Origin of the sequence: Bacillus sp. FDAARGOS_235, from assembly GCF_002073415.2 — a bacterium.
In the GTDB taxonomy this organism is placed as follows: Bacteria; Bacillota; Bacilli; order Bacillales; family Bacillaceae_G; genus Bacillus_A; species Bacillus_A toyonensis.
Genome location: NZ_CP020437.2, coordinates 4419679 through 4444470, shown reverse-complemented (window position 1 = coordinate 4444470; position 24792 = coordinate 4419679). Strand labels below are relative to the sequence as shown.

Sequence of the window (24792 nt, the reverse complement as noted above, 5' to 3'; positions counted from 1 at the left end):
TCAAATCCTCCTCTTATTGAAGCGGCTCCTTCTCCATTACACTTGAAATTGTAGGAATTACTTCTTTCGCTACCATTTCTCTCGTTTGACGAATCGCACTAAATATCGATTGGTCATTTGAAGAACCGTGAGCCTTAATGACAGGAGCTTTCAATCCAAACAATGCCGCTCCTCCATACTCCGAATAATCCATTTTATCTTTTAATACCATAAGTTTTGGTTTTAATACCGCTGCTGCTAATTTGCTCGTAAACGAACTCATTAATTGCTCTTTTAACATAGAGAATAGCGCAAGCGCGGTTCCTTCTAGTGATTTTAGAGCTACGTTCCCTGTAAAACCATCACACACAACAACATCTGCTACACCTTGCAATAAATCTCTTGATTCAACGTTTCCAACAAAATTAATTGGTGCATCTTTGAGCATAGCAAAGACCTGTTTTGAAAGCTCGTTTCCTTTTCCATCCTCTGTTCCAACATTTAAAAGTCCAACACGAGGGTTTTTAATTCCTCTTACCTTCTCTGCGTAAACAGAACCCATCACTGCATATTGATATAAATGAACTGGTTTTGCATCAACGTTTGCTCCAACATCTAACATAACAAAACCTTCTCCATCAACAGTTGGCATTGTCGGTGATAAAGCTGGTCGTTCAATTCCTTCCATACGACCGACAACAAATAATCCTGCTGCCATTAAAGCCCCTGTACTACCTGCTGATATACAAGCATCTGCAATACCATCTTTCACTTGCTGCGCTGCTAGTACCATTGAAGCTTGTTTTTTTCGACGAACCGCCCTTACTGGCTCATCTGTCGATTCAATTTTTTCGTCTGTATGAAGGATAGTAATTCGCTCTTCACTCGTTAAGTATTGACGGATTTCTGCTTCTTTCCCTACTAACGTAATATGTAAATCTGAATATTCCTTAATAGCTTTCATTGCTCCTAATACTACAGCCTTTGGAGCGTGATCTCCGCCCATTGCATCTATTGCGATTTTCATAAGTTGTTACCTTCCTCACTATTATTACTAGATCGATACATTTCAAAAGTGCCTGTAAAAACAAGTTCTTCTCCAACAAAGCTACGCACTTTGACAACCGTCCGTCCTTTATCATTCTCTACATCTTCAACGCGCGCTTTTGCAACTACACGTTCTCCTAATTTTACAGGACGAATGTATCGAATGGTAGACTTTGCAGTTAAAGCTAATTCTTCATCAATAACTGCAACAGCTAGTGAGTTTGCTTGCGCAAACAAATGATGCCCACGAGCAATTTGATTTCTTTTAAATACATGTTCTACCTTTACTTCAAAGATAGATATCGCATGTCTATCTAATTCTATATCGATAATTTCTCCGACAACCTCTTCTAACGGTAAAGATTTCACATCTTCTTCATGTTGTTTTGTAGCCACATGCTTAATTCGTTCTCTCAATTCAGGAATAGATAACTCCATACGATCCAGACGAACAGTCTGTATGCTCACTTGAAATTTTTCTGCTAAATCTTCATCCGTTATAAAAGGATTCGTTTCTATTGTTTGTTGTAATAATTCTTGTCTTTCTTTTTTACTTCTTCTCTTTTTCATACCGCACCATCCATTTTTATGACTAGGTACTAACAGTAGTATATAATCATTAAAAGTAGAATGCAACAAAAACTTTTGCAGACTACTTTTAATCGAGCTTCTCTCCCTGGAACACACCTGTTCCGTCAAGATAAGTACGCAACGAAGCATACTGATCATTATGCCAAAACGCTTCTGAATCAACTAGTATCGCCGCATCTTGTCTCGCTGTTTCTAACGCCCGATAATCATGTACCATATCAGCAACCTTAAATTCTGGTAGACCACTTTGCTTACTTCCAAAGAAATCCCCAGGACCTCGTAACTCTAAATCTTTTTCTGACAATACAAATCCATCATTTGTTTCAGTCATAATACGCATTCTTTCTTTTCCTGTTTCTGATTTCGGGTCTGCAATTAATAAGCAATATGATTGTTCACTACCACGCCCAACACGCCCCCTGAGCTGATGAAGCTGCGATAAACCGAAACGCTCCGCGTCATAAATAACCATAACAGTCGCATTTGGTACATTCACACCTACTTCAACAACTGTTGTCGAAACAAGAATTTGCACTTTATTTTCACTAAACTGTCCCATTATCTCTTCTTTTTCTTGAGATGATAGTCTCCCATGCATTAATCCAACTTGACACTTACCTTGATAATGATGAGTCAGCATACTATGTAAATCGATAGCATTTTGTACATCAAGTTTCTCAGACTCTTCAATAAGAGGACAAATAACATATGCCTGTCTTCCTTTTTTTATCTCTTTCTCCACAAAGCCGAGAACACGGTCTAACATATCATGTTTTGCCCAATACGTTTCGATTACCTTTCTACCAGCTGGCATTTCATCGATAATAGAAACGTCCATCTCTCCAAATGCCGTAATAGCTAACGTTCGCGGAATTGGGGTTGCCGTCATAAACAATACATCTGGACTTTCACCTTTCTCACGTAAAACCCGGCGCTGCGCTACACCAAATCGATGCTGTTCATCGGTAATAACGAGACCTAACCTATGAAATATAACTTCATCTTGAATTAAAGCGTGCGTCCCAACAAGGATATCTACTTCTCCCTGCTCTAATCTCGCCAAAATTTCCCGACGTCTCGCACCCTTAACAGAACTCGTTAACAGTTCAACCGTCATACCGAAACGAGAAAACGTCTCCGCAAGCGACTGATAATGTTGTTCGGCTAAAATTTCTGTAGGAACCATTAAAGCACCTTGATAATGAGCTAATTTTGCGGCATAGAGACCAATCGCAGCAACAACTGTTTTCCCAGAACCAACGTCACCTTGCAACAGCCTGTTCATCCGATAAGGAGATGTCATATCCTTTAAAATTTCATCTACAACCCGGCGCTGTGCACCAGTTAACGGAAACGGAAGTGCATCGATAAATTCTTGTAATTCTGTTGACGGGATTTCCTTCTTCGTACCTTTTGAATTTTCTCTCTCCATTTTCCTTAGTGTTTGCATTTTTAGCTGAAATAAGAAAAACTCCTCATATACAAAACGGCGACGAGCTTGCTTTAAATCTTCTTGCCCTACCGGAAAATGCAACGCCCTGAGTGCTTCATAACGTGGTAATAATTTATACCGATTTAACAAACCATCTGGTAGCACTTCGACTATAGAATCTCCATACTCCTTTAGCGCTTGTGCAATAAAACGGCGCATCTGTTTTACTGTAAGCTTTCCTTTCACTGAATATACAGGCTCTACTTCTTGTTGACGAACAACCGATCCAAAATGAAGCTCTGATACAGCAATTGTTTGACGATGTTGATCCCATTTACCAGTAATCGTTACCGTTTCATCCAAATTTAACTTTTGCTTATAGTAAGGTCTATTAAAACATACAGCCGTAATTAAATAACGACCGACGAGAACACGAACTGTAAGACGTGATTTTTTCTTACCATAGTATTGTAGTAACGGAGCACTATGAACTTTCCCTTCAACTGTTACACGCTCATCATGCTTTACTTCAGCAAGATCTTTCATCGCATAATCTTCATAACGGTACGGAAAATGCTCTAATAGATGAGAAACTGTATAAATTCCCATCTCGTGTAGTAATTCAGATGTTTCTCCTCCGATTCCCTTTACATCTGTAACAGGAACTTGTACAACGTCATTCAAGATTCTCACACTCCGTCACATTATTTTCTTTGTTACACTCTATTTGAGTATCAATTAACATCTGCAATCGCTATCTTTCACCTTATATATTCTATCATAGGCATTCTAAGAGAAACTACTCAAATCCCTTATACACAACAAGTAAAAAAGAGCCTCACTATTAGCAGCAAGGCTCTTTTCTTTATTCCATATGCTAGCCTTTTGAATAAAAACTAGTAATAACGTTCACATTACTACTTCTGATCCATTAGCAAGTAAGTGATCCATTTATTTTCAAAACGAATCTTTTTTATTCTACAGAGAAGATGAAAGAATACACTGGTTGATTCCCAGCATGCACTTCTACTTCAGCATCTTCAAATTTCTCTTCTACAAATGCAACTAACTCAGCTACTTCTTCATCAGTTGCATCTTCACCTTGTAGAATCGTTACGATTTCAGACTCTTCATCAATCAATGTTTCTAATAATTGCTTTGCAGCTCCTACTTTTTCAGCATTTGTTGATACGATTTTTCCATCCGCAATGCACATGAAATCGTCTTTTTGAATTGCTACACCGTCAATTTCCGTATCACGAACAGCATACGTAATTTGACCCGTTTTCACATGAGATAAAGCTTCTTTCATGTTTTCTTCATTTTCTTCTAACGTTCCAACTGGATTAAATGCTAACATTGCAGCCATACCTTGAGGAACTGTTTTTGAACGAATAACAATAACTTCTTGATCAACAACTGACGCTGCTTGTTCTGCTGCCATCACGATGTTTCCGTTATTTGGTAAGATGATGATTTTTTCAGCATTCGCCTCTTCAATCGCCTTCACAATATCCTCCGTACTCGGATTCATCGTTTGGCCACCTTCGATTACTTTCGTTGCACCAATGCTCTCAAATAAAGTTTTAATACCAGATCCCATAGCTACAGTTACGATACCATATGGTTGTTTTTCTTTCGATTGAGTTGTTTGCTCAGGAACCATAGTAGGTTCATCTAATAAAGCGGTATGCTGTTCACGCATATTTTCTACTTTAATCTTAATTAAACTACCATAGCGTTGCCCATAATTCATAGGATCTCCAGGATGTTCCGCATGAATATGAACCTTAACAACCTCATCATCTGATACAACAAGTAGTGAATCTCCGTATACACTAATATCTTCACGGAATTTTTGTTCAGAGAAATTATGTTCCTTCATTTTTTCAGGCTCTAATTTCACCATGAATTCCGTGCAATATCCATACTTTATATCTTCTGTACTCAATTGGCTTTGTACACTACGGTGATGTTCTGCGCGTACCATGTCATTCATAGATGGTTGGGCAGACACATCAGAAGAAATTGTTTCTCCTTTTAAGTCAGCTAAAAATCCTTCATATACAACAACAAGACCTTTACCACCGCTATCTACAACGCCAACTTGCTTTAATACAGGTAATAAATCTGGCGTACGATTTAACGATGCATTGGCTTCTTTCACAACGTCTTCCATAAACAAAACAAAGTCGCGCTGTTTTTTCGCAACTGTCACTGCATATTTACCCGTTTCTCTTGCAACCGTTAAAATCGTTCCTTCAATCGGTTTCATAACCGCTTTGTAAGCCGCTTCTACCCCAGCATCTAAAGCTGCAGCAAAATCAACTGTTGTTAATTCTTCTTTTTGTTCAATGGATTTTGAAAAACCACGGAATAACTGAGATAAAATAACACCAGAGTTACCACGAGCTCCCATTAATAATCCTTTGGCTAAACTTACACCGACTTTACCAGCGTGCTGTGAAGGATTTGCTTTCACTTCACGTGCGCCTGAAGTCATTGATAAGTTCATGTTTGTACCGGTATCGCCATCTGGAACTGGAAATACGTTTAATGCATCAACAAGCTGAACATTATTTGTTAAATTATTCGCTCCTTGCATGATCATTTGTGATAAACGTTTCCCATCAATTTTTTGAATTGACACAGATTTTCCTCCTTAATGCACATTACAAGTTTATTACTTTAACTCCTTGTACGTAGATGTTTACAGAATCTACTGCTAGTCCTACAGTTTGATCTAATGTATATTTCACTTTCGTCTGCACGTTATGTGCTACTTCTGAAATTTTCGTACCATAGCTCACAATAATATACATATCAATATGTACTTCATCTTCATCTTTACGAACAATAACACCTCTAGTGAAGTTTTCTTTTCGTAAAATGTCTGTTAATCCATCTTTTAACTGATTTTTTGATGCCATACCTACGATACCGTAGCAATCTACCGCGGCACCTCCAGCAATTGTTGCAATTACATCTGTACTAATATCAATTTGTCCGTACTTCGTTTTAATTTCAATTGACATCTCGTTTCCCCCTTCATAAATGGTGAAAGTGAGCTAGACTACTTTAGTTACTATCATATAATCTTTTCAAAGAAAATTCCATCGTTCTTTCTTTTCACTCTCATATTTTATGTTTTATACTACACTTTTCTATGATGAGCAAAATAGTCCATTGTTATTATACAACATGTACCACTATAATATGTCAAGCAAATTTTCTTGATTTCAACTTTTCTTCACTTACATATAGTGTCAAGTAATTTTTCTTGATTTCTTTTTTCTACAGTGTTGCATTCTCTTTTTAGTTGTGTTAAATTATAGTAGTGTTTTTAGCATCGCAAAAAAGACTAACATTGAAAAATTACGTATGGTAAGGTGTCAAGGGAGGGAAATATAAATGGCTCGTGTTTGTGCTATCACTGGAAGAAAAGCTCGTTCTGGTAACTCTCGTTCTCACGCAATGAACGCTACAAAACGTAAATGGGGCGCTAACCTTCAAAAAGTTCGCGTACGCATCGACGGTAAAGTTCAACGTGTTTACGTTTCTGCTAGAGCATTAAAATCTGGCAAAATCGAACGTGTTTAATAATAAAAAAAAGAGCCGCTAGGCTCTTTTTTTACTATACCAATGGAAAAAGCACCTATTATCGGTGCTTTTTTTAGTCTTTTTTGAAGGTGTTTAACATCGCACGAACAATTCCACCAAGAAATTTAGGTAACTTAATTGTATAAAATCTCATGGTTTCCCTCCTAATCCCCTTTACTCCACTTGCCCACTATATGATGCAAGGAGCAAAATTGTTTCTTCAATCAGTGCTTCTTATCATCATTAATATGCCAGATGCGAATGAAAAAGTACCTTTTTCCTCAATGAGTTCATTACTAATACAAAGTGTCGATCCCCACTCTATCGTTTTATTAGTAAGAGGGTACTTAAATCCTTGTAGTGTAATACCTTCTACACTTTCAGTAACTGGCACAAATGATACATAGGGGAAATTTTTATTTATTCCAATTGTATATGTACCAACTTTTTTCACCATTATTTCATTTTTATTATCCACAATACACATTTCCACTTTTGCTTCTAAACCCTTTAAAAGCATCTGTATATTTGCTAAACCATGATCCAACCGCCCACCAGTTGCACCAAAAATACGAATTAATTTGGGTTTCTGTTCTAAAGCCCAACTAATTGCAATCTCTAAATCCGTTTGATCTTTTTCTCGTGGAACAATATGTAATTCATCTGTTTGCTGTCCCATCCATACTAATTCTTCTTCAGTTACTGAATCGTAATCTCCGAACGCAACAGATGGAGTAATCCCTCTTTTTAGTAAATGGTACACTCCTCTATCAACCGCCGCCCACACTATTTCTTCATTTTCATATCGAGAAAAATCTGCGCAATATTCTGCAGGGCCTCCTGCTAAAATATGAATAATCATTTTTCCTTCCCCTTCTATTGTAAAAAGGCAATCTGCCATTCGGTAGATTGCCTTTTTACATATTTTTCGCTCTATCCTTTCTAAATAGTGAAGTCTTACTAAACCCGAAACTTCACTAGGATAGGGATCTGTTCATTCATTATCCACGAATGATACGGATCGCTTCACCGCGGTCTTTTTGATTGTATACCGCTGATCCAGCTACAAGTACATTTGCTCCTGCTTCAACACAAAGTCTTGCCGTTTCAGCGTTGACACCACCATCAACTTCAATTTCGACTTCTAGATTTCGCTCTTTAACCATTTCTGCAACTTGTTTAATTTTCGGTAATACAGAATGGATAAATTTCTGTCCACCAAATCCAGGATTCACCGTCATAAGTAATACCATATCTATATCTTCTAACACATGCTCAATCACCGAAACTGGCGTATGTGGATTTAATACAACCCCTGCTTTAATGCCATGAGATTTAATTAACTGAATTGTACGATGTAAATGAGGACACGCCTCTACATGAACAGTAATAATATCCGCTCCCGCTTTCGCGAAAGTTGGGATATAGTTATCAGGATTTTCAATCATTAAATGCACATCTAACGGTAATGATGTAATCGGACGGATCGCTTCTACAATTAATGGCCCAATCGTAATATTCGGTACAAAATGCCCGTCCATTACATCGACATGAATGTAATCAGCTCCGCCTTTTTCTACATCTTTAATTTCTTCCCCTAATTTTGAAAAATCTGCTGATAAGATCGATGGTGCAATTTTAATCATAACTAATACCTCGGCTTTCTCTCTCTAATTTCTTCTACGAATTGTTGGTAATTCTTATAACGATATTCTGTAATCTTTCCTTCTTCAACCGCAGCTTTCACCGCACATTTCGGTTCAGAAAGATGTGTACACCCTCTAAATTTACAGTATTGGCTCGCTTCTTTCAACTCAGGAAAACAATATGTAAGATCTTCTACCTCTATATCTATGAAATCAAGTGAACTAAAACCAGGTGTATCCGCAACAAGTCCACTTCCAACTGCAATTAATTCCACGTGTCTTGTCGTATGTTTTCCGCGTCCTAAATGTGAGGAAATATCATTTGTTTTTAGTTCTAAATCCGGACGTAATACGTTAAGCATCGAAGATTTCCCAACACCTGATTGGCCAGCAACGACAGAAACACAACCTTCTAAAAATGGTTTTAAAATAGCAATACTTTCCGATGTATTTATAGAAGTAAATAATACATCATAACCCATTTCACGATAATCATTTGCATAAGCTTCAACGGTTTCTCGCATCTTTTCATCCACTAAATCCATCTTACTAATACAAATAATCGGCTTAATGTTATGATATTCAATCAGCACTAAAAATCGATCTAACAGTCCAGGATTAAAATCTGGTTCTACTGCAGAGAAAACAAGGATTGCTTGATCCACATTAGCAATAGGAGGCCTAACAAGTTCATTTTTTCGATCAAATACTTCAAGCACGTAGCCTTCCGTTGGGTTATCTGCTTGAAAAACGACTTGGTCTCCTACAAGTGGTGTAATTTTATTTTTTCTAAATACACCACGCCCACGACATTGTGTAACCCCTTCTTCATGTTGTACATAATAAAATCCACTTAAAGCTTTTACAATTTTTCCTTCTGGCATATAATTCTCCTTTATTTTGTATAAAGTGAAGCTGTAATTAAAACGAATAGACTAGAGTTCTTTAAACAATTATTTTAAAACCCACCAATATATAACCAGGTTCATATATTTAATCTCTACCATCAATTCGAAATATTTTTTACAACAATATCACTTGTATAGCTTTTTGAATCATATATTTTTGCCTGTTATACAGTCCACCTTGTAGACAGCATAACAGGCAAGGGTAATGCATTCCATTCTCTATAAAAAGAAAATGGAATTCACTATTATTGAGTTGGATATGGTACTTCCTTATCGATAATCGTTACTCCATCCCGTACGATTTTATAGTGACCCTTTGAGCCTTCTTGAATTACAAATTCTAAAGAAATTGTTGCCGACTCTGAAATCGTTCTAGTTTCAATTGGTCTATCCATCTTTTGTTGCATATCTTCTTTATAAATTTCTATTGTTTGCGGTTTTTTCTCACCTATTATAGAAGACTCATATGGGATAGAAATGTTATCCACCTTCACTGTTTTTGTTACTTTCGGCTTAGGGCCATTCGAGATGATAAGTGTCACTTTATCTCCTTCTTTTAACGGAGTTCCTGGTTTTGGCGATTGCGAAATTACAAGACCTTTATCAACCGTATCTGAATACTCTCGTTTTATATCTGGAGTTAATTTTCTCTCATTCAAATCACCAGTTGCACTATTTTCAGTCCATCTTGAAAAATCACCTGGTCTATTTTGATAAGGACCTTTACTTATCCAAACTTTCAGTTCTTGCTCCGCCTCTACAACCATTTGATCAGGTGTCGGTATTTGTTCTACAATTTCACCTTTTGGTTTATCATTTTCAATATAATTTTCAGTAACCTGTTTATATCTTTCTTCTAACTCGGGTTTTACACTCTCAAAGTTTTGACCTGTAAAATCCTTCATCTTACTTTTCTTTTTTCCACCTGATTGATAGATAGTAATTTTAGAACTTTCCTTCACTACTCTTCCTGCTACAGGATCAGTTTTTATTACATCTCCAGCTTCCACATCATCTATATATACAATATTAGGTTCTGTCACTTCAAAACCTTTTTCTACCAACTTATTTACAGCTGTCGTATATTTCATACCAGCCACATCAGGAACTTTTACATCTTTCGGAATAAAGAATCCCGGAATAACAGTAAGAGCTAATGTTATTCCAATTGCTAAAAGTAAAAATGTCGTAATTAAAACCTTAATCCATTTATTACTTCGTTTTTTCTTCTTATCTAATTCAGTATGTTCTTTTCTTTTTGGTTCATCCACTTTACTTCCACTTAAAACAATCGTTTCATCAGTTACATTTTCAAATAATTGTTCTTGTTGGATAATTGGAATCGCTTTCGTCGCTTCCATATCTTCTGGTATGTAAAATGGCTGTTCATTAATTCGTTCTGGATATAAAGCCGTTTCAATATCTCGTTTCATCGCATTAGCAGATTGGTATCGATGGAACGGATCTTTAGCAGTTGCCTTTAATATAATATTCTCAACACTTTGCGGAATATTTTCATTCCATCTTCTTGGAGACGGTATTTCACTTTGTAAATGTTTTAAAGCTATTGCAACAGCAGATTCACCAGAAAACGGTTGTCTTCCTGTTAACAATTCGAACATAACAATACCAAGCGAATAAATATCTGATTGTTTATTTGCTATCCCGCCGCGCGCTTGTTCTGGTGATAAATAATGCACCGAACCAAGTACTGAATTTGTATGTGTAATAGTTGTTGCACTTGTAGCTGTCGCAATTCCAAAATCTGTTACTTTTACTACTCCATCAGCTCGAATTAAAATATTGTGCGGTTTTATATCACGATGCACAATTTCAAAATGATGAGCGTGTGCCATGGCGGATGTTAATTGCTCCATAATATCAAGAGCTTCCCCTATAGGTAACATCCCTTGCTCAATTATGTATTGCTTTAATGTTTGTCCAGGTACATACTCCATTACAAGATAATATATACCATCTTCTTCTCCAACATCATACATATTCACAATATTTGGATGCGACAACGTTGTAACAGATTGCGCTTCTCGATGGAAACGTTTAATAAACTCTTCGTTATTGGAATAGTCGAGTCTTAATATTTTCACCGCTACATCTCGGCCGAGTATGTCATCATGAGCTAAATATACATTGGCCATCCCTCCACCGCCAATCATTTTTAGCAGCTTATAACGGTCATTTAAGCGTTTTCCAATCAGCACGTTGCACTTCACCTACTTTCGTTTGTCGAATCCGCATAATCAATAAGAACAAGAGTAATATTATCCTCTCCACCACGATCATTCGCCAATTGAATGAGACTTTGCACCTTAGCTTCGAGCTGTTCATTTAACTGTAAAATTTGTTGCATATCAGTCATAGGGACTTTATTAGACAATCCATCAGAGCAAAGAAGCAATTGATCATCTTCTTCAAGTACCAATGTTTTAACATCTAATCCGACTTTTTCTTCTGTTCCTAGCGCTCTTAACAAAACATTTTTTTTCGGGTGGTATTCTGCATCTTCCTTTGAAATTTCACCATGTCTCACAAGTTCATTTACAAGTGAATGATCTTCCGTTACGAGCGACATTACTCCCTCTGATACCATATAACAACGACTATCTCCTATATGACCTATTGTTACAAAATTAGGCGTACAAATTGCTATGATAATCGTTGTTCCCATACCATCACACTCTACGTGTTGTTTAGAATATTCAAAAATGCGTTCATTAATAATTCCAACACTAGTATGTAACCACTCTTCTACTTTTTTAGGCTCATTCATATTATGCGTTTGCTTCCAATAATCATGGAATAATTGAATGGCCATCGAACTAGCTACATCGCCAGCTCGATGACCTCCCATTCCATCTGCTACTACCGCTAAAATATTTCCATCTAAATTGTGAAAAACTCCTGCACTATCTTCATTATGTTGACGAACTTTCCCTTTATCCGATAGAAACACGGCTTTCATCTCGTCACCTCGTCTCTTCTTTGCGCTCCTTCGCACGCAACTGACCGCAGGCAGCATCAATATCGTGACCTTGTTCACGGCGAATTGTTACATTCACTCCACGATCTTTAAGCGTTTTTTCAAATAAGAAAATTTGCTCACGTGGTGTTCGTACGTAATCACGTTCTGGTACGTAGTTAACCGGAATTAAGTTCACATGACACTTTACACCTTTTAAGAGCGCAGCAAGTTCTTCAGCGTGCTCAACTTGGTCATTTTCTCCTCCAAATAGTCCATATTCAAATGTAATACGACGCCCTGTTCTATTTACATAGTATTTAATAGCTTCCATTAAATCAGGTAGCTTATAAGCACGGTTAATCGGCATTAATTTTGAACGTAATTCTGAATTTGGAGCATGCAATGAAATCGCAAAATTAATTTGTAACTCTTCTTCAGCAAACTTGTAAATTTTCGGAATAATACCACTCGTCGAAACTGTCATATGTCTTGCACCAATATGAAGTCCTTTTTCATGGTTAGTGATGCGTAAAAATCCCATTAAATTATCATAGTTATCAAATGGTTCTCCAATTCCCATAACAACAAGAGAACTTACACGTTCTTCCGTTTCATCAAGCGCGCGTTGCACTTCTACTACTTGCGCTACAATTTCTCCAGCTTCTAGGTTTCGTTTTAACCCGCCAAGTGTAGAAGCACAGAACGTACAGCCAATACGACAACCAACTTGTGTTGTTACACAAATAGAATTTCCGTATTCATGTCGCATTAATACCGTTTCAATAGAGTATCCATCATATAACTGGAATAAGAATTTAATCGTTCCATCCGAAGACGTTTGTTTTACTAACGTGTTTAAAGTAGTAATATCAAAGGAATTCGACAATTTATCACGCAATCCTTTAGAAAGGTTTGACATATCCTCATAATTTTTTACACGTTTTTTATATAGCCAGTCAAAAATTTGTCCAGCACGGAACTTCGGTTCTCCTTGTTCCTTTAACCAATCTTGCATTTCATGAAGTTGTAAAGAGTAAATTGATGGTTTTTTCGTTTCTACATTTTTCTTTTGTTTTTTTACAGTCGTTTCCATGATGCTACACCTTCTTCCTTAAACAAGCAATATAAAAGCCATCCGTTGCAAAATAATGCGGTAAAATTTGTACTTGACCTTCATTAATATACGGACTTAATTTTTCTGGCATACGTTCTTTTATCGTAGTATCCCATTCAAATTCAGGATGTTCTTTTAAAAATTTATCTATTACTTGTTCATTTTCTATTTTCTCAATTGTGCACGTACTATAAACAAGACGACCGCCTTGTTTTAATAATGGTGCTATCTTTTCTAATATCGCAAGTTGAATCGTCGATAATCTTTCACTATCGCCTTTATCTTTTCCTAACTTAATATCAGGTTTACGTCTAATTACCCCAAATCCAGAACATGGTGCATCTACTAATATTTTATCAAAAGTTTCATTTGCAAAGTGCTCTTGCACTTTTCTAGCATCTAACGCTTTTGTTTCTATATTTTCTAGACCAAGTCGCTCTGCTTGTTGTTTAATTAAACGCACTTTATGCGCGTGTAAATCAAGAGACATTACTTTACCAGTTCCCTTTAAACGCTCAGCTATATGCGTAGTTTTACCACCAGGAGCAGCACAACTATCAAGAACTGTCTCTCCCTCATTCGGGTCTAAAGCACGTGCAACAAGCATAGAGCTTTCATCTTGAATAGAAAGGAACCCTTTTTTAAACGCTTCTGTATGCGCTACATTCCCTCTTTCAATTTGAATTGCATCATCTGACAAATCGCCAGACTTTGCTTCTATTCCTTCACTTGCCAACAACTCAATTGCTTCTTCTACCGTTACTTTATCAACGTTCACACGTGCTGTAGGTACTGGTGGTAACATGTTTACTTCACACATTTTCTCTGCTGTCTCTAAACCATATTCAGATGCCCAATCTTGTACTAACCAAACTGGGTGACTCGTTGCAATTGCAAGACGTTCCACTGGATCTTTGATTTCATCTAATGAAGGTACACCTTCTCGCTGAATTGAACGCAATACTCCGTTCACCATGCCTGAAATCCCTTTATGCCCACGACGCTTTGCTATTTCAACCGCTTCATGAATAGCCGCTCTTTCTGGCACTCGGTCCAAATATATCATTTGATATAAAGATAAGCGAAGCAATACTCTTACCCACGCCTCAACCTTCTTTTTTAAAAAAGGCTGTAAATAATAATCTAATGTGTCACGACGTTGAATCGTTCCATATACAATTTCAGTTAATAAACCAATATCTTTTCTATCAATTGCATTTTTTTCAATTAGATTATTTAAAAGTAAGTTACTATATGCACCACTTTTTTCTACTTGAATTAAACCATCAAGAGCTAATTCACGAACATTTTGTCTCATGCATTTTCTCCTAACTTCGTGCCAATTTCAGGTTTTGTCCCACGTAAAAATTGTGAACAACTCATACGCTTTTTACCCGACGGTTGCAATTCAGTAATTTTAACACCTATTTCATTCCCTGTTGCAACAACAAATCCATCTTCTTCAAGACCAACTATTGTACCTGGTTCAGCTTTCGCTTCTAGAGAAACTTTCTCTCCCCACCATACTTTAACAACTTGTTCTGCTAAAGTCGTATATGCAACTGGCCATGGGTTCAATCCGCGAATGTGATTGTATACTTCTTCACCTGTTTTTGTCCAATCAATTTTCTCTTGCTCACGTTTTATATTATATGCGAATGTCACTTCATCTTCATTTTGTTTAATCGGTTCTAACTTACCTTGAATTAATAAAGGTACTGTTTTAGATAGAAGATGTGCACCGGCTTCACTTAACTTATCAAATAACGAGCCCGTCGTTTCACGCTCTTCAATTTCCACTTCTACTTGCGTTAAAATATCACCAGCGTCTAATTTTTCTACCATATACATAATTGTAATTCCTGTTTTTTCTTTACCTTCCATAATTGCATAATGAATCGGTGCACCACCGCGTAGTTCTGGAAGTAAAGAGGCATGGACATTAATACATCCGTACTTTGGCGCTTCTAAAATTTCGTTTGGTACAATCTGACCGAACGCAGCTGTTACAATTAAATCCGCCTCTAATGCTAATACTTTTTCATATTCGTCTTTTTCACGAATTTTCAGTGGTTGTAACACCGGAATACCATGTTTCTCCGCTTCAACTTTAACAGGTGTAGGTGTTAATACTTTTTTTCTACCTACCGGACGATCTGGTTGCGTCACAACACCTACTACATCATAGCCATCTTCGATAAGACGACGAAGCACCGGCACTGAAAAGTCCGGTGTTCCCATAAATACTACTTTAATCATTTAAAAACCGCTCCTTTTAACACCTATTCTAATTCGTTTTCTTCATAATATCTTGTCACTTTCGATGTAAATAGAACACCGTGTAAATGATCGATTTCATGTTGAATTGCACGCGCTAAAAATCCTTCCGCTTCTAATAAAAACACTTTACCTCGGCGATTCTGTGCTCTTACTTTAATATAATCTGCACGTTCCACTTCACCATAAAGTCCCGGGAAGCTTAAACAGCCTTCGGGACCTACTTGTTCACCACGTTTTTCTAATATTGATGGATTGATTAACTCGATTTTCCCAGTATCATCATCGACATCAACAACTGCTACTTGCAAGCTTACCCCTACTTGAGGTGCAGCTAAACCGACTCCGTCCGCCATTAACATTGTTTCATGCATATCTTTCAACAATTTCACTAACTTTTTATCAAAGTTAATTACTCTTTCACATGGTGTTTCTAACACTTCATTTGGATGCTTTACTATTTCTAAAACTGCCATATTTCCCTCCGCTACATTAACATTGTTGGATTAAAATCAATTGAGATTTGTAGCTCTTTTTGCATTTCTGCTTGATAATGTTCATTTACCATTTTGAGCACGTTCTTTAAGTTTGGTTCCCGTTTGTATTTTATCATGCATTGGTAACGATATCTATCTTTTATCCTTGGAATTGCTGAAGCAACTGGCCCTAACACCATCGTTTGCTGCGAACAATGCATTCGTAAATGACCGACAATTTTTTCCGTCACTTGCACTGCCTTTAATAATTCTGGATGAGATACCGTTACAAGTACAACATAGTAATAAGGTGGATATTGTCTTGTTCGTCTCATTTGCATTTCTTGGTCAAAAAACACATCATATTGCTGGTTCTTTGCTAACTCTATACTATAATGTTCTGGCGTATACGTTTGAATTACAACTTCCCCTGGCAATTCATGTCTACCTGCCCGTCCACTTACTTGCGTCAATAATTGATATGTTTTTTCACTCGCCCGAAAATCAGGTAAGTGAAGCATCGTATCTGCAGTTAAAACACCAACGAGCGTTACTTTCGGAAAATCAAGTCCTTTGGCGATCATTTGTGTCCCGAGTAATATATCTGCTTTCTCTTCACCAAATGCCTTTAATAACTTCTCATGCATTCCTTTGCGACTTGTCGTATCTACGTCCATTCGAATGACTCGCGCTTCTGGAAATAGTTTTGTAATTTCTTCTTCTACTTTTTGTGTGCCTGTACCAAAGAAACGAATATATGTACTTTGACAAGCTGGACACGCAGTTGGCATATTCTCCTCATAACTGCAATAATGACATTTTAAACGATGGTTCATTTTATGATACGTCAGCGAAATATCACAATGTGGACATTGTACAACATACCCGCAATCACGACACATCACAAATGTTGAATGACCTCTCCTATTTAAAAAGAGAACCATTTGTTCTTTCTTTTCTAGTCGATCTGCTATTTTTTCATGCAACGCCTTCGAAAACATTGATCGATTCCCGTCGCGAAGTTCTTCACGCATGTCAACAATTTCTACTGTTGGTAAAGCTTGTTCGTTCATACGTTTTTCCATCGTTAATAGTTCATAAACACCTTTTGTCGCTCTTGCAAATGATTCAAGTGTAGGCGTTGCACTTCCAAGAACGATTGGACATTTATGATATTGCCCTCTCCACACCGCTACATCTCTTGCATGATACTTCGGGTTATCTTCTTGCTTATAACTCGATTCATGCTCTTCATCAATAATAATAATCCCTAAATTTTCAAAAGGAGCAAAAATAGCTGAACGGGCACCAACTACCACTTTCACTTCTTTTCTTAAAATTTTACGCCATTCATCATATTTTTCACCAACAGACAGTGCACTATGAAGAACCGCTACTTGCGAGCCAAATCTACCTTTAAAACGATCTACCATTTGAGGCGTTAGCGCAATTTCAGGAACGAGTACAATAGCTTCTTTTTCCTTCTTCAGCACCGCTGCTATAGATTGTAAATATACTTCTGTCTTTCCGCTTCCTGTAACACCATATAGTAAAAATGGATTGTAAGTTTCATTTGTAATTGATGATAAAATAGGTGTAATAACTTGCTTTTGTTCCTCTGTAAGTGGAAATGGTTTCGTTTGTTCAAAATCATCATCGTCATACGGATTCCGGTATACTTCCACATATTTTTCTGAGATTAGCCCCTTTTTAACAAGTGATTTTATTGGAGCATCTGTTATTTGTAGCTCTTCTGTTAACAATTTCAACGGTACACTTTTATAATTTTCCACAAAATAATAGAGTACATCTTGTTGTTTTTTACTTTTCAATTCAAATGCAGCTAATTCTAATTTATCTTCCGGCAACTCTGGCTGAACGACTCTTTGTTTCTTCTTCTGCACTTTATCTTTCACTTGATATACGACTTCCATCGTACCATTTTTAATTTCTTGTTGAATAGCGCGGTATAAATGTGGCTGCGCCTCAATAACTTCCCAATCGATTGCTTCCTTATCCTGAAATAAATACAGTATTGCAGGTGCTACTTCTTCTTGTTTACGAAGTTGTAGACGCTTTTTATACGTTGCTTTTATCGCTGTCGGAAGCATGACTTGAAATGCTGAAATCATATAACATAACGTTTCACTTGTAAGCCAATATCCAAGCTTTAATAATTCATCATTTAAAACCGGTGTTACATCTAATATTTCATGGATTGTCTTTAATTTCTTACTTTCCACGTCAACCGAATCTTTAATCTCAATAATAAAACCTTGCAATTTTCTTGGACCAAATGGAACTACTACACGCATTCCTGTCTGTACAATATCTTCCCATTTTCTAGGGATAATGTAATCAAACGGTCTATCTGTCTGACGGGCAGGTACATCAACAATTACACTTGCAAATTTCATAAACGATCATCTTCTAACATCATTTCAATTTGCTTTAATATTTCGCGAGCTACCTCTTTCTTTGTTAAAAGTGGCAACTCAATAACTTTTCCATCTTTTCTATACATTGTTACAATGTTCGTATCTGTGCCAAATCCAGCTCCTTGCGCTTTTACATCATTCGCAACAATCATATTCGCATTTTTCTCACGTAACTTTTTCGTTGCGTATTCCTCTACGTTTGTCGTTTCAGCAGCAAAACCGATAAGTAACTGTTTACCCTTCTTCTCACCTAGCGTTTTTAAAATATCTACCGTTCTCTCTAATTCAATTACAGCATCACCATTCTGCTTTTTCATTTTATTATCATGAACATATTTCGGGCGATAATCTGCAACAGCTGCTGTTTTGATGACAACATCTACATTTTGATAATGTTGAAGGACTGCTTCTAACATACCCTGCGCTGAATCCACTTGTATCGTTGTTACATGTAGTGGCGGATTTAATGCCGTCGGCCCCGAAACAAGTATGACATCAGCCCCTAAGTTCGCTGCTACTTCTGCAATCGCATACCCCATTTTTCCAGAAGAAAAATTCGTCATAAAACGAACTGGATCAATCTTTTCACGCGTCGGGCCAGCAGTTATTAACATTTTCTTACCTTGTAGTGGTTTTTGTTCCGTGAATGCTTCTTCTAACCGCGCAATAATTGCTTCAGGTTCCTCTAGTCTTCCCTTCGCTACATAACCACACGCTAAAAAGCCTTCCCCAGGCTCAATAAATGTATATCCTAACGTTTTTAACGTCATCATATTTTTTTGAACAATTTTATTTTCGTACATATGCACATTCATAGCAGGTGCAATCCATACTGGAGCTGTAGTAGCTAACAAAGTAGTTGTAATCATATCATCCGCAATACCACCAGCTAACTTCCCGATACAATTGGCTGTAGCAGGTGCAACAAGTACTACATCTGCCCAATCTGCTAAATCGATATGAGCAATAACAGCTGAGTCTTTCTCATCGAATGTATCTGTATATACATCATGACGAGAAAGTGCTTGGAATGTAAGAGGCGTAACAAACTTTATTGCCGACTCACTCATGATCACCTTTACAATAGCACCAGCTTGTGTCAATTTACTAGTTAACGCAGCCGCTTTAAAGACCGCAATGCCTCCTGTTACACATAGGAGTATCTTTTTCCCTTTTAGCATATGGCTCGTCCTCTTTCTTTTTCAAACTTATAATACTGAAACAGGTTTCTCAGCTCTTCAGTACCAATATTTCATCCTATCGTAAAAAAATAACAACCTACTTGTAAATAGGTTGTTACCGTTACATAGAAAATTATAAAGTCTATGTTTTAATTTGTCGAAAATAATATCTTAATCAATTATTTTGCCTTCGCTTGGTACATATTTTAACACTTCTACATCGATTTCTTCTAATGCTTTACCTACACATTTATGAGAAACAGGTTGTTCAATAACACAGTTGTTAGCAAGTTGCATTTCACGTGCACGCTTTGCAGCTACTGTTACAAGTGTATATTTAGAATCGATTTTTGTTAGTAATGAATCAATTGATGGATTTAACATAATTATAGACCCTCCGTCATTTCTTTATAATATTTTGCTACTCTTTCGCGGCGGCAATGTTCACCAACCACAATTGCTTTAATTCTATCACAAGCTAATTCAACTTGATCATTTTCTACAACATAGTCGTAAGCGTCCATCATTTCGATTTCTTCTTTCGCTACAGTTAAGCGATTTTCAATAACATCTTCAGTTTCTGTACCACGGCCGACAATTCGGTTTTTTAGCTCAGATAAACTTGGGGGTGCTAAGAAAATAAATACACCTTCTGGGAAAGCTTTCTTAACTTGAATTGCTCCTTGCACTTCAATTTCTAAGAATACATCTTTTCCTTCTTGTAATGTTTTTTCAACATAGTCAATCGGTGTTCCGTAATAATTACCTACGAACTCAGCCCACTCAAGTAATTTTTCATTACGAATCATTTCCTCAAATTCTTCTCTCTCTTTAAAGAAATAATCCACACCATCTACTTCACCTTCACGCGGCTTACGTGTCGTTACTGAAATAGAGTATTGAAAACGTGTATCCTCATGGCTAAACAGCTCTTTTCGAACCGTTCCTTTACCAACCCCAGAAGGTCCTGAAAGAACGATGAGCAATCCTCTTCTACTTCTCATAAATATGTAAAACCTACCCTTCCTCACTTAAATCTTCTTTATTATTCAAACGATGTGCAATCGTCTCTGGCTGAATTGGACTTAATACAACATGCCCATCATCCATAACAATAACCGCCCTTGTTTTTCTCCCATACGTAGCATCTAGTAAAGCATTATGTTCACGTGCTTCCTGTACTGTTCGTTTAATAGGAGCTGACTCCGGACTTACAATAGCAATAATTCGATGAGCAGATACAATATTTCCGTATCCAATATTTAAAAACCGCATGGCCATAGTTTGCGCCTCCTAGTAAGTCTATCCGATTTCTCCACCACGTATAACTTTATATATTTTTTGAAAGCTACTCAATATTTTGTACTTGTTCACGAATTTTTTCAAGGTTATTTTTCATTTCTACAACATATTTTGAAATTGTTAAGTCATTTGCCTTCGAACCAATCGTATTAATTTCTCGATGCATCTCTTGCACGATGAAGTCCATTTTTCTTCCAACAGGCTCTTCAATCTGCAGTGTTTCACGAAATTGTTCTAAATGACTTTGTAAACGAACTAACTCTTCATGAATATCACAACGCTCTGCAAACATCGCGACTTCTGTTAGCAATCTTTGTTCGTCTAGATCTTGATTATGTAATTCCTTTAAGCGATTTTCTAATCGTTCACGATATTTTTGTGTAACAATCGGTGCATGTGGAATAATTGCATTTACACAATTGTGAATCTCTTGTAAACGATACGCCATATCTTTATGTAATCGTTCTCCTTCGCCATCTCTCATCGTTTTCAACATTTGAGCAGCTTGGCGAACAGCCTCATATAAACTATTCTCAAATTGTTCATTTACGTTTTCTATTTCTTCAATTGCCGTTACTTCTGGCATTGCCATTAATTGCCCAAGTGTAATAGAATCTTGCAATTGAAATTTTCCTTTTATATCTTCCATCATCGATTGGTACTGCTTGAGAAGCGACCAATTCACACTTAATTTTCTTTCAACAAGCCCTTCACCCGTTATACTAATAGACACTTCAATGCGCCCACGTCGAACTTGCTGTGCGATTATTTTACGAATTTTGTCTTCAAATACCATCATTTGCTTCGGAAGTCGAATACTCATCTCAAGAAAACGGTGGTTCACCGATTTCATTTCTACTGTAATCTGAAAAGTATCACTTTCTACTTTCGACCTTCCAAACCCTGTCATACTAGAAATCATTTTTATCACATCCAAGCCATGAAATAACTCAATGAAAAAGGTAATAGAGACAAGGCTCTACTACCTTCTGTAAATTATATCACATTTTCATATCATTGACTATTTCAAGTTTAATCCCTTCTTATATAAAAGTGGCTTTTTCTCCTTACCTTTTTTCCTTGTTAATAAAGAACCTACTAATAAGAAAGTCGGAATTGATGACAAACCTCCAATTAACAACCAATCTCTTGCTTGTATTGGCATTGTACTAAAAATTGGTTGTAACGGTGGATAATAAATAACAACGAGCATTAACAACAATGAAATGATAACAGCCCCTACTAAATACACGTTCCCAAATGGATTGCGATGAAAGACAGAATGTTCACTTCGGCAATCAAACACATGAATAAGTTGCGCAAGTACCAAAGTCGCAAATGCTACTGTCTGTGCATATTTCAGTTCATTCGGATGTTGATTATATGCGATAATAAACGCTACTAACGTCACTGCTCCAATGAGGAACCCTCGACTTATAATTTTCCAGGCAAGCCCTCTGGCGAATACTCCCTCTTTCGGATGCCGCGGCGTTCTCTTCATCACATCTCCTTCCGCCTTATCCAAACCTAATGCCATCGCTGGTAAACCGTCGGTAACTAAGTTCACCCATAATATTTGAATTGGAACCATCGGCAATGGCAGTGCCAGTAACATCGCAAATAACATAACTAAAATTTCGCCGACGTTTGATGCTAACAAATATCGAATAAACTTTCGAATATTTTCGTATATGTTTCTACCTTCTTTAATCGCTGATTTAATCGTCGCAAAGTTATCATCTAACAATACAAGCGAAGAAGCTTCTTTCGCAACGTCTGTTCCTGTAATACCCATCGCTATCCCAATATCCGCTGTTTTTATAGCTGGTGCATCGTTTACTCCATCTCCTGTCATCGCTACTATATGCCCTTTATTTTGCAATGATTTAACAATTTTTAATTTATGTTCTGGTGATACACGAGCAAATACGTAAGTATCTTCTACAACATTTTCTAGTTCCTCTATATCCATATTTGCTAGCTCAACACCTTCCACCACACGACCTCCTGGTGGTAAAACCCCTAATTGTTCCGCAATCGCCATCGCTGTTACTTTATGATCTCCTGTAATCATCACTGTTCGAATACCAGCTTCTTTACACTCTTTTACCGCCTGCGCTACCTCTGGTCTTGGCGGATCGATCATACCTTGTATCCCGATTAACATAAAATCTTTTTCAACATCTCTCTCATGTTCAGTGGAATCTGTTACTTTTAATGGCTTAAATGCAACCGCAATTGTTCGAAGCGCTTGGCTACCTAAACTATGAATAGCCGCCTGTACTTCTTTTCTATATAACTCACTCATCGGTTGCTGCTTATCACCCCATAAGATTGTTTGGCTCATTTGCAGGAGGACGTCTGGAGCTCCTTTCGTAACAACAAACTTTTTCCCATCTCGATCACGGACAATAACACTCATCATCTTTCGAGTCGAATCAAATGGGAACTCACGAATAATCTCGAACTTCCCTTTCAGTGCATCACGTGTTATTCCCGCTTTCATTGCTGCAGCTACAAGTGCTCCCTCTGTTGGATCCCCATCTAATACATACGCCTTTTTCTTTTGAATAATATTTGCATTGTTACATAGTGAACCGAATGTAAGTAGCTGATAAAGCGCTTTTGTCTTAGCTGGATTAACTTCTATTTCACCTTTCATAAAAGATCCATTAGGTTCATATCCTTGACCAGTCACTTTCCACAACTCTCCACCTGACCACATATGTGTTACCATCATTTTGTTTTGTGTCATTGTTCCTGTTTTATCAGAACAAATTACAGAAGCACAACCTAATGTTTCTACAGCTGGTAACTTTCTTACAATTGCTCTCTTTTTTATCATACGCTGTACACCAAGTGATAAAGCTACTGTAACGATTGCGGGCAATCCTTCTGGAATAGCAGCAACAGCTAAGGATACACCTGCTAAAAACATATGGTATACTTCATTCCCTTGATACACACCTGCTAATACAACGAGTGCTGTCAAAATAAGAGCTACAATAATTAATATTTTCCCGAGTTGCTCTAATCTTCTTTGCAGTGGTGTTTCCATTTGCTCTGCATTTTGCAACATATTTGCAATTTGGCCCATTGCGGTATTCATACCAGTCGCTACAACGACTCCTGTTCCAGATCCTCGCGTAATCATCGTACCCATAAAAGCCATATTTTTTTGATCACCAATTGAAACATCTTGCCCTTGCAATGCTTCTATCTTCTTTTGTACAGGTACTGACTCTCCTGTCAGGGCAGACTCTTCGATATATAAACTCGATGCCTCAACGAGACGGACGTCAGCCCCAATACGATCACCACTGGAAAATTTAATAACATCACCTAAAACAAGTGCTTTAGATGGTGCCTTTACCCACTTTCCATTCCTCATTACCGTAACTTGCGGGGCGGCTAGTTCTTTTAAAGCTTCCAATGATTTTTCAGCCTTTCTTTCTTGAAAAAAACCTAGAATACCATTGATAATGACAATGGCAACAATAGCTATAGAATCAATATATTCACCTAAAAATGCAGAAACAATTGTTGCTCCAAATAAAACAAGTACCATAAAATCTTTAAATTGTGCTAAAAATACCATTAGTGCAGAAGGCCTTTTTGCTTCTTCTAATTCATTTGTACCAAATTTCTTAATTCGCCCTTCTGCTTCTTTCTCTGTAAGTCCAACCTTTACATTCGTATTCGTTCTTTCTTCCACTTCATGTGCCCGCATTCCATACCAGTTCATCCTGCCATCGACCTCCTGATTCCAGACATACTCTATTGAAAGCTTATTCAGCCTCGTCCAAAAAAATGCTATAATT

At 37.2% G+C, this 24792-nt stretch carries 23 protein-coding genes; 1 reads left to right on the top strand and 22 read right to left on the bottom strand.

Going from position 1 to position 24792, the window contains the following annotated elements; translation table 11 throughout:
- Positions 1 to 13: 13 nt before the first annotated feature.
- The 5 genes from plsX to A6J74_RS25310 all read right to left on the bottom strand — a co-directional run bounded on the left by plsX (position 14) and on the right by A6J74_RS25310 (position 6084).
- Positions 14 to 1006 (bottom strand): phosphate acyltransferase PlsX, encoded by a 993-nt coding sequence (gene plsX / locus A6J74_RS25330; RefSeq protein WP_000684090.1) that lies wholly within the window; start codon positions 1004 to 1006, stop codon positions 14 to 16.
- The gene (gene fapR / locus A6J74_RS25325; protein WP_000747351.1) at positions 1003 to 1596 is read right to left on the bottom strand and encodes a transcription factor FapR; all 594 of its coding nucleotides are present in this window, start codon (positions 1594 to 1596) and stop codon (positions 1003 to 1005) included. The genes plsX and fapR overlap by 4 nt, the downstream gene beginning before the upstream one ends.
- Positions 1597 to 1684: 88 nt before the next feature.
- Positions 1685 to 3733 (bottom strand): ATP-dependent DNA helicase RecG, encoded by a 2049-nt coding sequence (gene recG, locus A6J74_RS25320; protein WP_001000818.1) that lies wholly within the window; start codon positions 3731 to 3733, stop codon positions 1685 to 1687.
- 289 nt (positions 3734 to 4022) lie between these two features.
- Positions 4023 to 5699: a DAK2 domain-containing protein gene (locus A6J74_RS25315; RefSeq protein WP_000027120.1), complete on the bottom strand. Its 1677-nt coding sequence runs from the start codon at positions 5697 to 5699 to the stop codon at positions 4023 to 4025.
- Positions 5700 to 5721: 22 nt separating this feature from the next.
- Positions 5722 to 6084: an Asp23/Gls24 family envelope stress response protein gene (locus tag A6J74_RS25310; RefSeq protein ID WP_000021109.1), complete on the bottom strand. Its 363-nt coding sequence runs from the start codon at positions 6082 to 6084 to the stop codon at positions 5722 to 5724.
- 376 nt (positions 6085 to 6460) lie between these two features.
- On the opposite strand from A6J74_RS25310, the gene rpmB reads away from it, so the two are divergent.
- Positions 6461 to 6649 (top strand): 50S ribosomal protein L28, encoded by a 189-nt coding sequence (gene rpmB / locus A6J74_RS25305; RefSeq protein WP_000124776.1) that lies wholly within the window; start codon positions 6461 to 6463, stop codon positions 6647 to 6649.
- Between the two features lie 73 nt (positions 6650 to 6722).
- Here rpmB and spoVM read toward each other — a convergent pair whose 3' ends face one another.
- The 17 genes from spoVM to A6J74_RS25220 form a co-directional block, all read right to left on the bottom strand.
- On the bottom strand, positions 6723 to 6803 hold the full coding sequence (gene spoVM / locus A6J74_RS25300) for a stage V sporulation protein SpoVM (protein ID WP_001213599.1): 81 nt from the start codon (positions 6801 to 6803) through the stop codon (positions 6723 to 6725).
- A gap of 66 nt (positions 6804 to 6869) precedes the next feature.
- Positions 6870 to 7550, bottom strand: a complete 681-nt coding sequence (locus A6J74_RS25295; RefSeq protein WP_002048799.1) for a thiamine diphosphokinase — start codon at positions 7548 to 7550, stop codon at positions 6870 to 6872.
- A 100-nt stretch (positions 7551 to 7650) separates the two neighbouring features.
- Complete coding sequence (gene rpe / locus A6J74_RS25290) at positions 7651 to 8295, bottom strand: ribulose-phosphate 3-epimerase (protein ID WP_000589965.1); 645 nt, start codon at positions 8293 to 8295, stop codon at positions 7651 to 7653.
- A gap of 2 nt (positions 8296 to 8297) precedes the next feature.
- Positions 8298 to 9179, bottom strand: a complete 882-nt coding sequence (gene rsgA / locus A6J74_RS25285) for a ribosome small subunit-dependent GTPase A (protein ID WP_001113946.1) — start codon at positions 9177 to 9179, stop codon at positions 8298 to 8300.
- Between the two features lie 269 nt (positions 9180 to 9448).
- On the bottom strand, positions 9449 to 11422 hold the full coding sequence (gene prkC, locus A6J74_RS25280; protein ID WP_000904737.1) for a serine/threonine protein kinase PrkC: 1974 nt from the start codon (positions 11420 to 11422) through the stop codon (positions 9449 to 9451).
- 8 nt (positions 11423 to 11430) lie between these two features.
- A complete protein-coding gene (locus tag A6J74_RS25275) occupies positions 11431 to 12183 on the bottom strand; it encodes a Stp1/IreP family PP2C-type Ser/Thr phosphatase (RefSeq protein WP_000648690.1) in 753 nt (250 codons plus the stop codon).
- 4 nt (positions 12184 to 12187) lie between these two features.
- The gene (gene rlmN / locus A6J74_RS25270; RefSeq protein WP_000450536.1) at positions 12188 to 13276 is read right to left on the bottom strand and encodes a dual-specificity RNA methyltransferase RlmN; all 1089 of its coding nucleotides are present in this window, start codon (positions 13274 to 13276) and stop codon (positions 12188 to 12190) included.
- A gap of 4 nt (positions 13277 to 13280) precedes the next feature.
- Positions 13281 to 14615: a 16S rRNA (cytosine(967)-C(5))-methyltransferase RsmB gene (gene rsmB, locus A6J74_RS25265; protein WP_001249655.1), complete on the bottom strand. Its 1335-nt coding sequence runs from the start codon at positions 14613 to 14615 to the stop codon at positions 13281 to 13283.
- A complete protein-coding gene (fmt, locus tag A6J74_RS25260) occupies positions 14612 to 15556 on the bottom strand; it encodes a methionyl-tRNA formyltransferase (protein WP_000598797.1) in 945 nt (314 codons plus the stop codon). The genes rsmB and fmt overlap by 4 nt, the downstream gene beginning before the upstream one ends.
- 23 nt (positions 15557 to 15579) lie before the next feature.
- Positions 15580 to 16050 carry a peptide deformylase gene (gene def, locus A6J74_RS25255; protein ID WP_000279472.1) on the bottom strand — a complete coding sequence of 157 codons (471 nt, stop codon included), beginning with the start codon at positions 16048 to 16050 and terminating at the stop codon, positions 15580 to 15582.
- Positions 16051 to 16061: 11 nt separating this feature from the next.
- Positions 16062 to 18467 (bottom strand): primosomal protein N', encoded by a 2406-nt coding sequence (gene priA / locus A6J74_RS25250; RefSeq protein ID WP_000666740.1) that lies wholly within the window; start codon positions 18465 to 18467, stop codon positions 16062 to 16064.
- Positions 18464 to 19669: a bifunctional phosphopantothenoylcysteine decarboxylase/phosphopantothenate--cysteine ligase CoaBC gene (gene coaBC, locus A6J74_RS25245; RefSeq protein ID WP_000911718.1), complete on the bottom strand. Its 1206-nt coding sequence runs from the start codon at positions 19667 to 19669 to the stop codon at positions 18464 to 18466. Before coaBC ends, priA begins: the two co-directional genes overlap by 4 nt.
- Before the next feature lie 171 nt (positions 19670 to 19840).
- Complete coding sequence (rpoZ, locus tag A6J74_RS25240) at positions 19841 to 20053, bottom strand: DNA-directed RNA polymerase subunit omega (protein WP_000933967.1); 213 nt, start codon at positions 20051 to 20053, stop codon at positions 19841 to 19843.
- A 2-nt stretch (positions 20054 to 20055) separates the two neighbouring features.
- Complete coding sequence (gmk, locus tag A6J74_RS25235; protein ID WP_001257739.1) at positions 20056 to 20673, bottom strand: guanylate kinase; 618 nt, start codon at positions 20671 to 20673, stop codon at positions 20056 to 20058.
- A 13-nt stretch (positions 20674 to 20686) separates the two neighbouring features.
- Positions 20687 to 20950 (bottom strand): extracellular matrix/biofilm regulator RemA, encoded by a 264-nt coding sequence (gene remA, locus A6J74_RS25230; protein WP_001251456.1) that lies wholly within the window; start codon positions 20948 to 20950, stop codon positions 20687 to 20689.
- 67 nt (positions 20951 to 21017) lie between these two features.
- A complete protein-coding gene (locus A6J74_RS25225) occupies positions 21018 to 21893 on the bottom strand; it encodes a YicC/YloC family endoribonuclease (RefSeq protein WP_000625871.1) in 876 nt (291 codons plus the stop codon).
- Between the two features lie 99 nt (positions 21894 to 21992).
- Positions 21993 to 24716 carry a calcium-translocating P-type ATPase, SERCA-type gene (locus A6J74_RS25220; RefSeq protein ID WP_001104768.1) on the bottom strand — a complete coding sequence of 908 codons (2724 nt, stop codon included), beginning with the start codon at positions 24714 to 24716 and terminating at the stop codon, positions 21993 to 21995.
- Positions 24717 to 24792: the final 76 nt, after the last annotated feature.

What these genes read in the sequence shown, in the direction of transcription:
- fapR (WP_000747351.1), bottom strand. Translation starts at nt 1,596, where the DNA reads ATGAAAAAGAGAAGAAGTAAAAAAGAAAGACAAGAATTATTACAACAA.
- A6J74_RS25275 (WP_000648690.1), bottom strand. Translation starts at nt 12,183, where the DNA reads ATGAAAGCCGTGTTTCTATCGGATAAAGGGAAAGTTCGTCAACATAAT.
- fmt (WP_000598797.1), bottom strand. Translation starts at nt 15,556, where the DNA reads ATGATTAAAGTAGTATTTATGGGAACACCGGACTTTTCAGTGCCGGTG.
- coaBC (WP_000911718.1), bottom strand. Translation starts at nt 19,669, where the DNA reads ATGCTAAAAGGGAAAAAGATACTCCTATGTGTAACAGGAGGCATTGCG.
- def (WP_000279472.1), bottom strand. Translation starts at nt 16,050, where the DNA reads ATGGCAGTTTTAGAAATAGTAAAGCATCCAAATGAAGTGTTAGAAACA.
- rsgA (WP_001113946.1), bottom strand. Translation starts at nt 9,179, where the DNA reads ATGCCAGAAGGAAAAATTGTAAAAGCTTTAAGTGGATTTTATTATGTA.
- gmk (WP_001257739.1), bottom strand. Translation starts at nt 20,673, where the DNA reads ATGAGAAGTAGAAGAGGATTGCTCATCGTTCTTTCAGGACCTTCTGGG.
- rpe (WP_000589965.1), bottom strand. Translation starts at nt 8,295, where the DNA reads ATGATTAAAATTGCACCATCGATCTTATCAGCAGATTTTTCAAAATTA.
- A6J74_RS25220 (WP_001104768.1), bottom strand. Translation starts at nt 24,716, where the DNA reads ATGAACTGGTATGGAATGCGGGCACATGAAGTGGAAGAAAGAACGAAT.
- A6J74_RS25295 (WP_002048799.1), bottom strand. Translation starts at nt 7,550, where the DNA reads ATGGCAGATTGCCTTTTTACAATAGAAGGGGAAGGAAAAATGATTATT.
- remA (WP_001251456.1), bottom strand. Translation starts at nt 20,950, where the DNA reads ATGGCCATGCGGTTTTTAAATATTGGATACGGAAATATTGTATCTGCT.
- A6J74_RS25310 (WP_000021109.1), bottom strand. Translation starts at nt 6,084, where the DNA reads ATGTCAATTGAAATTAAAACGAAGTACGGACAAATTGATATTAGTACA.
- plsX (WP_000684090.1), bottom strand. Translation starts at nt 1,006, where the DNA reads ATGAAAATCGCAATAGATGCAATGGGCGGAGATCACGCTCCAAAGGCT.
- rlmN (WP_000450536.1), bottom strand. Translation starts at nt 13,276, where the DNA reads ATGGAAACGACTGTAAAAAAACAAAAGAAAAATGTAGAAACGAAAAAA.
- rpmB (WP_000124776.1), top strand. Translation starts at nt 6,461, where the DNA reads ATGGCTCGTGTTTGTGCTATCACTGGAAGAAAAGCTCGTTCTGGTAAC.
- spoVM (WP_001213599.1), bottom strand. Translation starts at nt 6,803, where the DNA reads ATGAGATTTTATACAATTAAGTTACCTAAATTTCTTGGTGGAATTGTT.
- rsmB (WP_001249655.1), bottom strand. Translation starts at nt 14,615, where the DNA reads ATGAGACAAAATGTTCGTGAATTAGCTCTTGATGGTTTAATTCAAGTA.
- rpoZ (WP_000933967.1), bottom strand. Translation starts at nt 20,053, where the DNA reads ATGTTAAATCCATCAATTGATTCATTACTAACAAAAATCGATTCTAAA.
- priA (WP_000666740.1), bottom strand. Translation starts at nt 18,467, where the DNA reads ATGAAATTTGCAAGTGTAATTGTTGATGTACCTGCCCGTCAGACAGAT.
- A6J74_RS25225 (WP_000625871.1), bottom strand. Translation starts at nt 21,893, where the DNA reads ATGATTTCTAGTATGACAGGGTTTGGAAGGTCGAAAGTAGAAAGTGAT.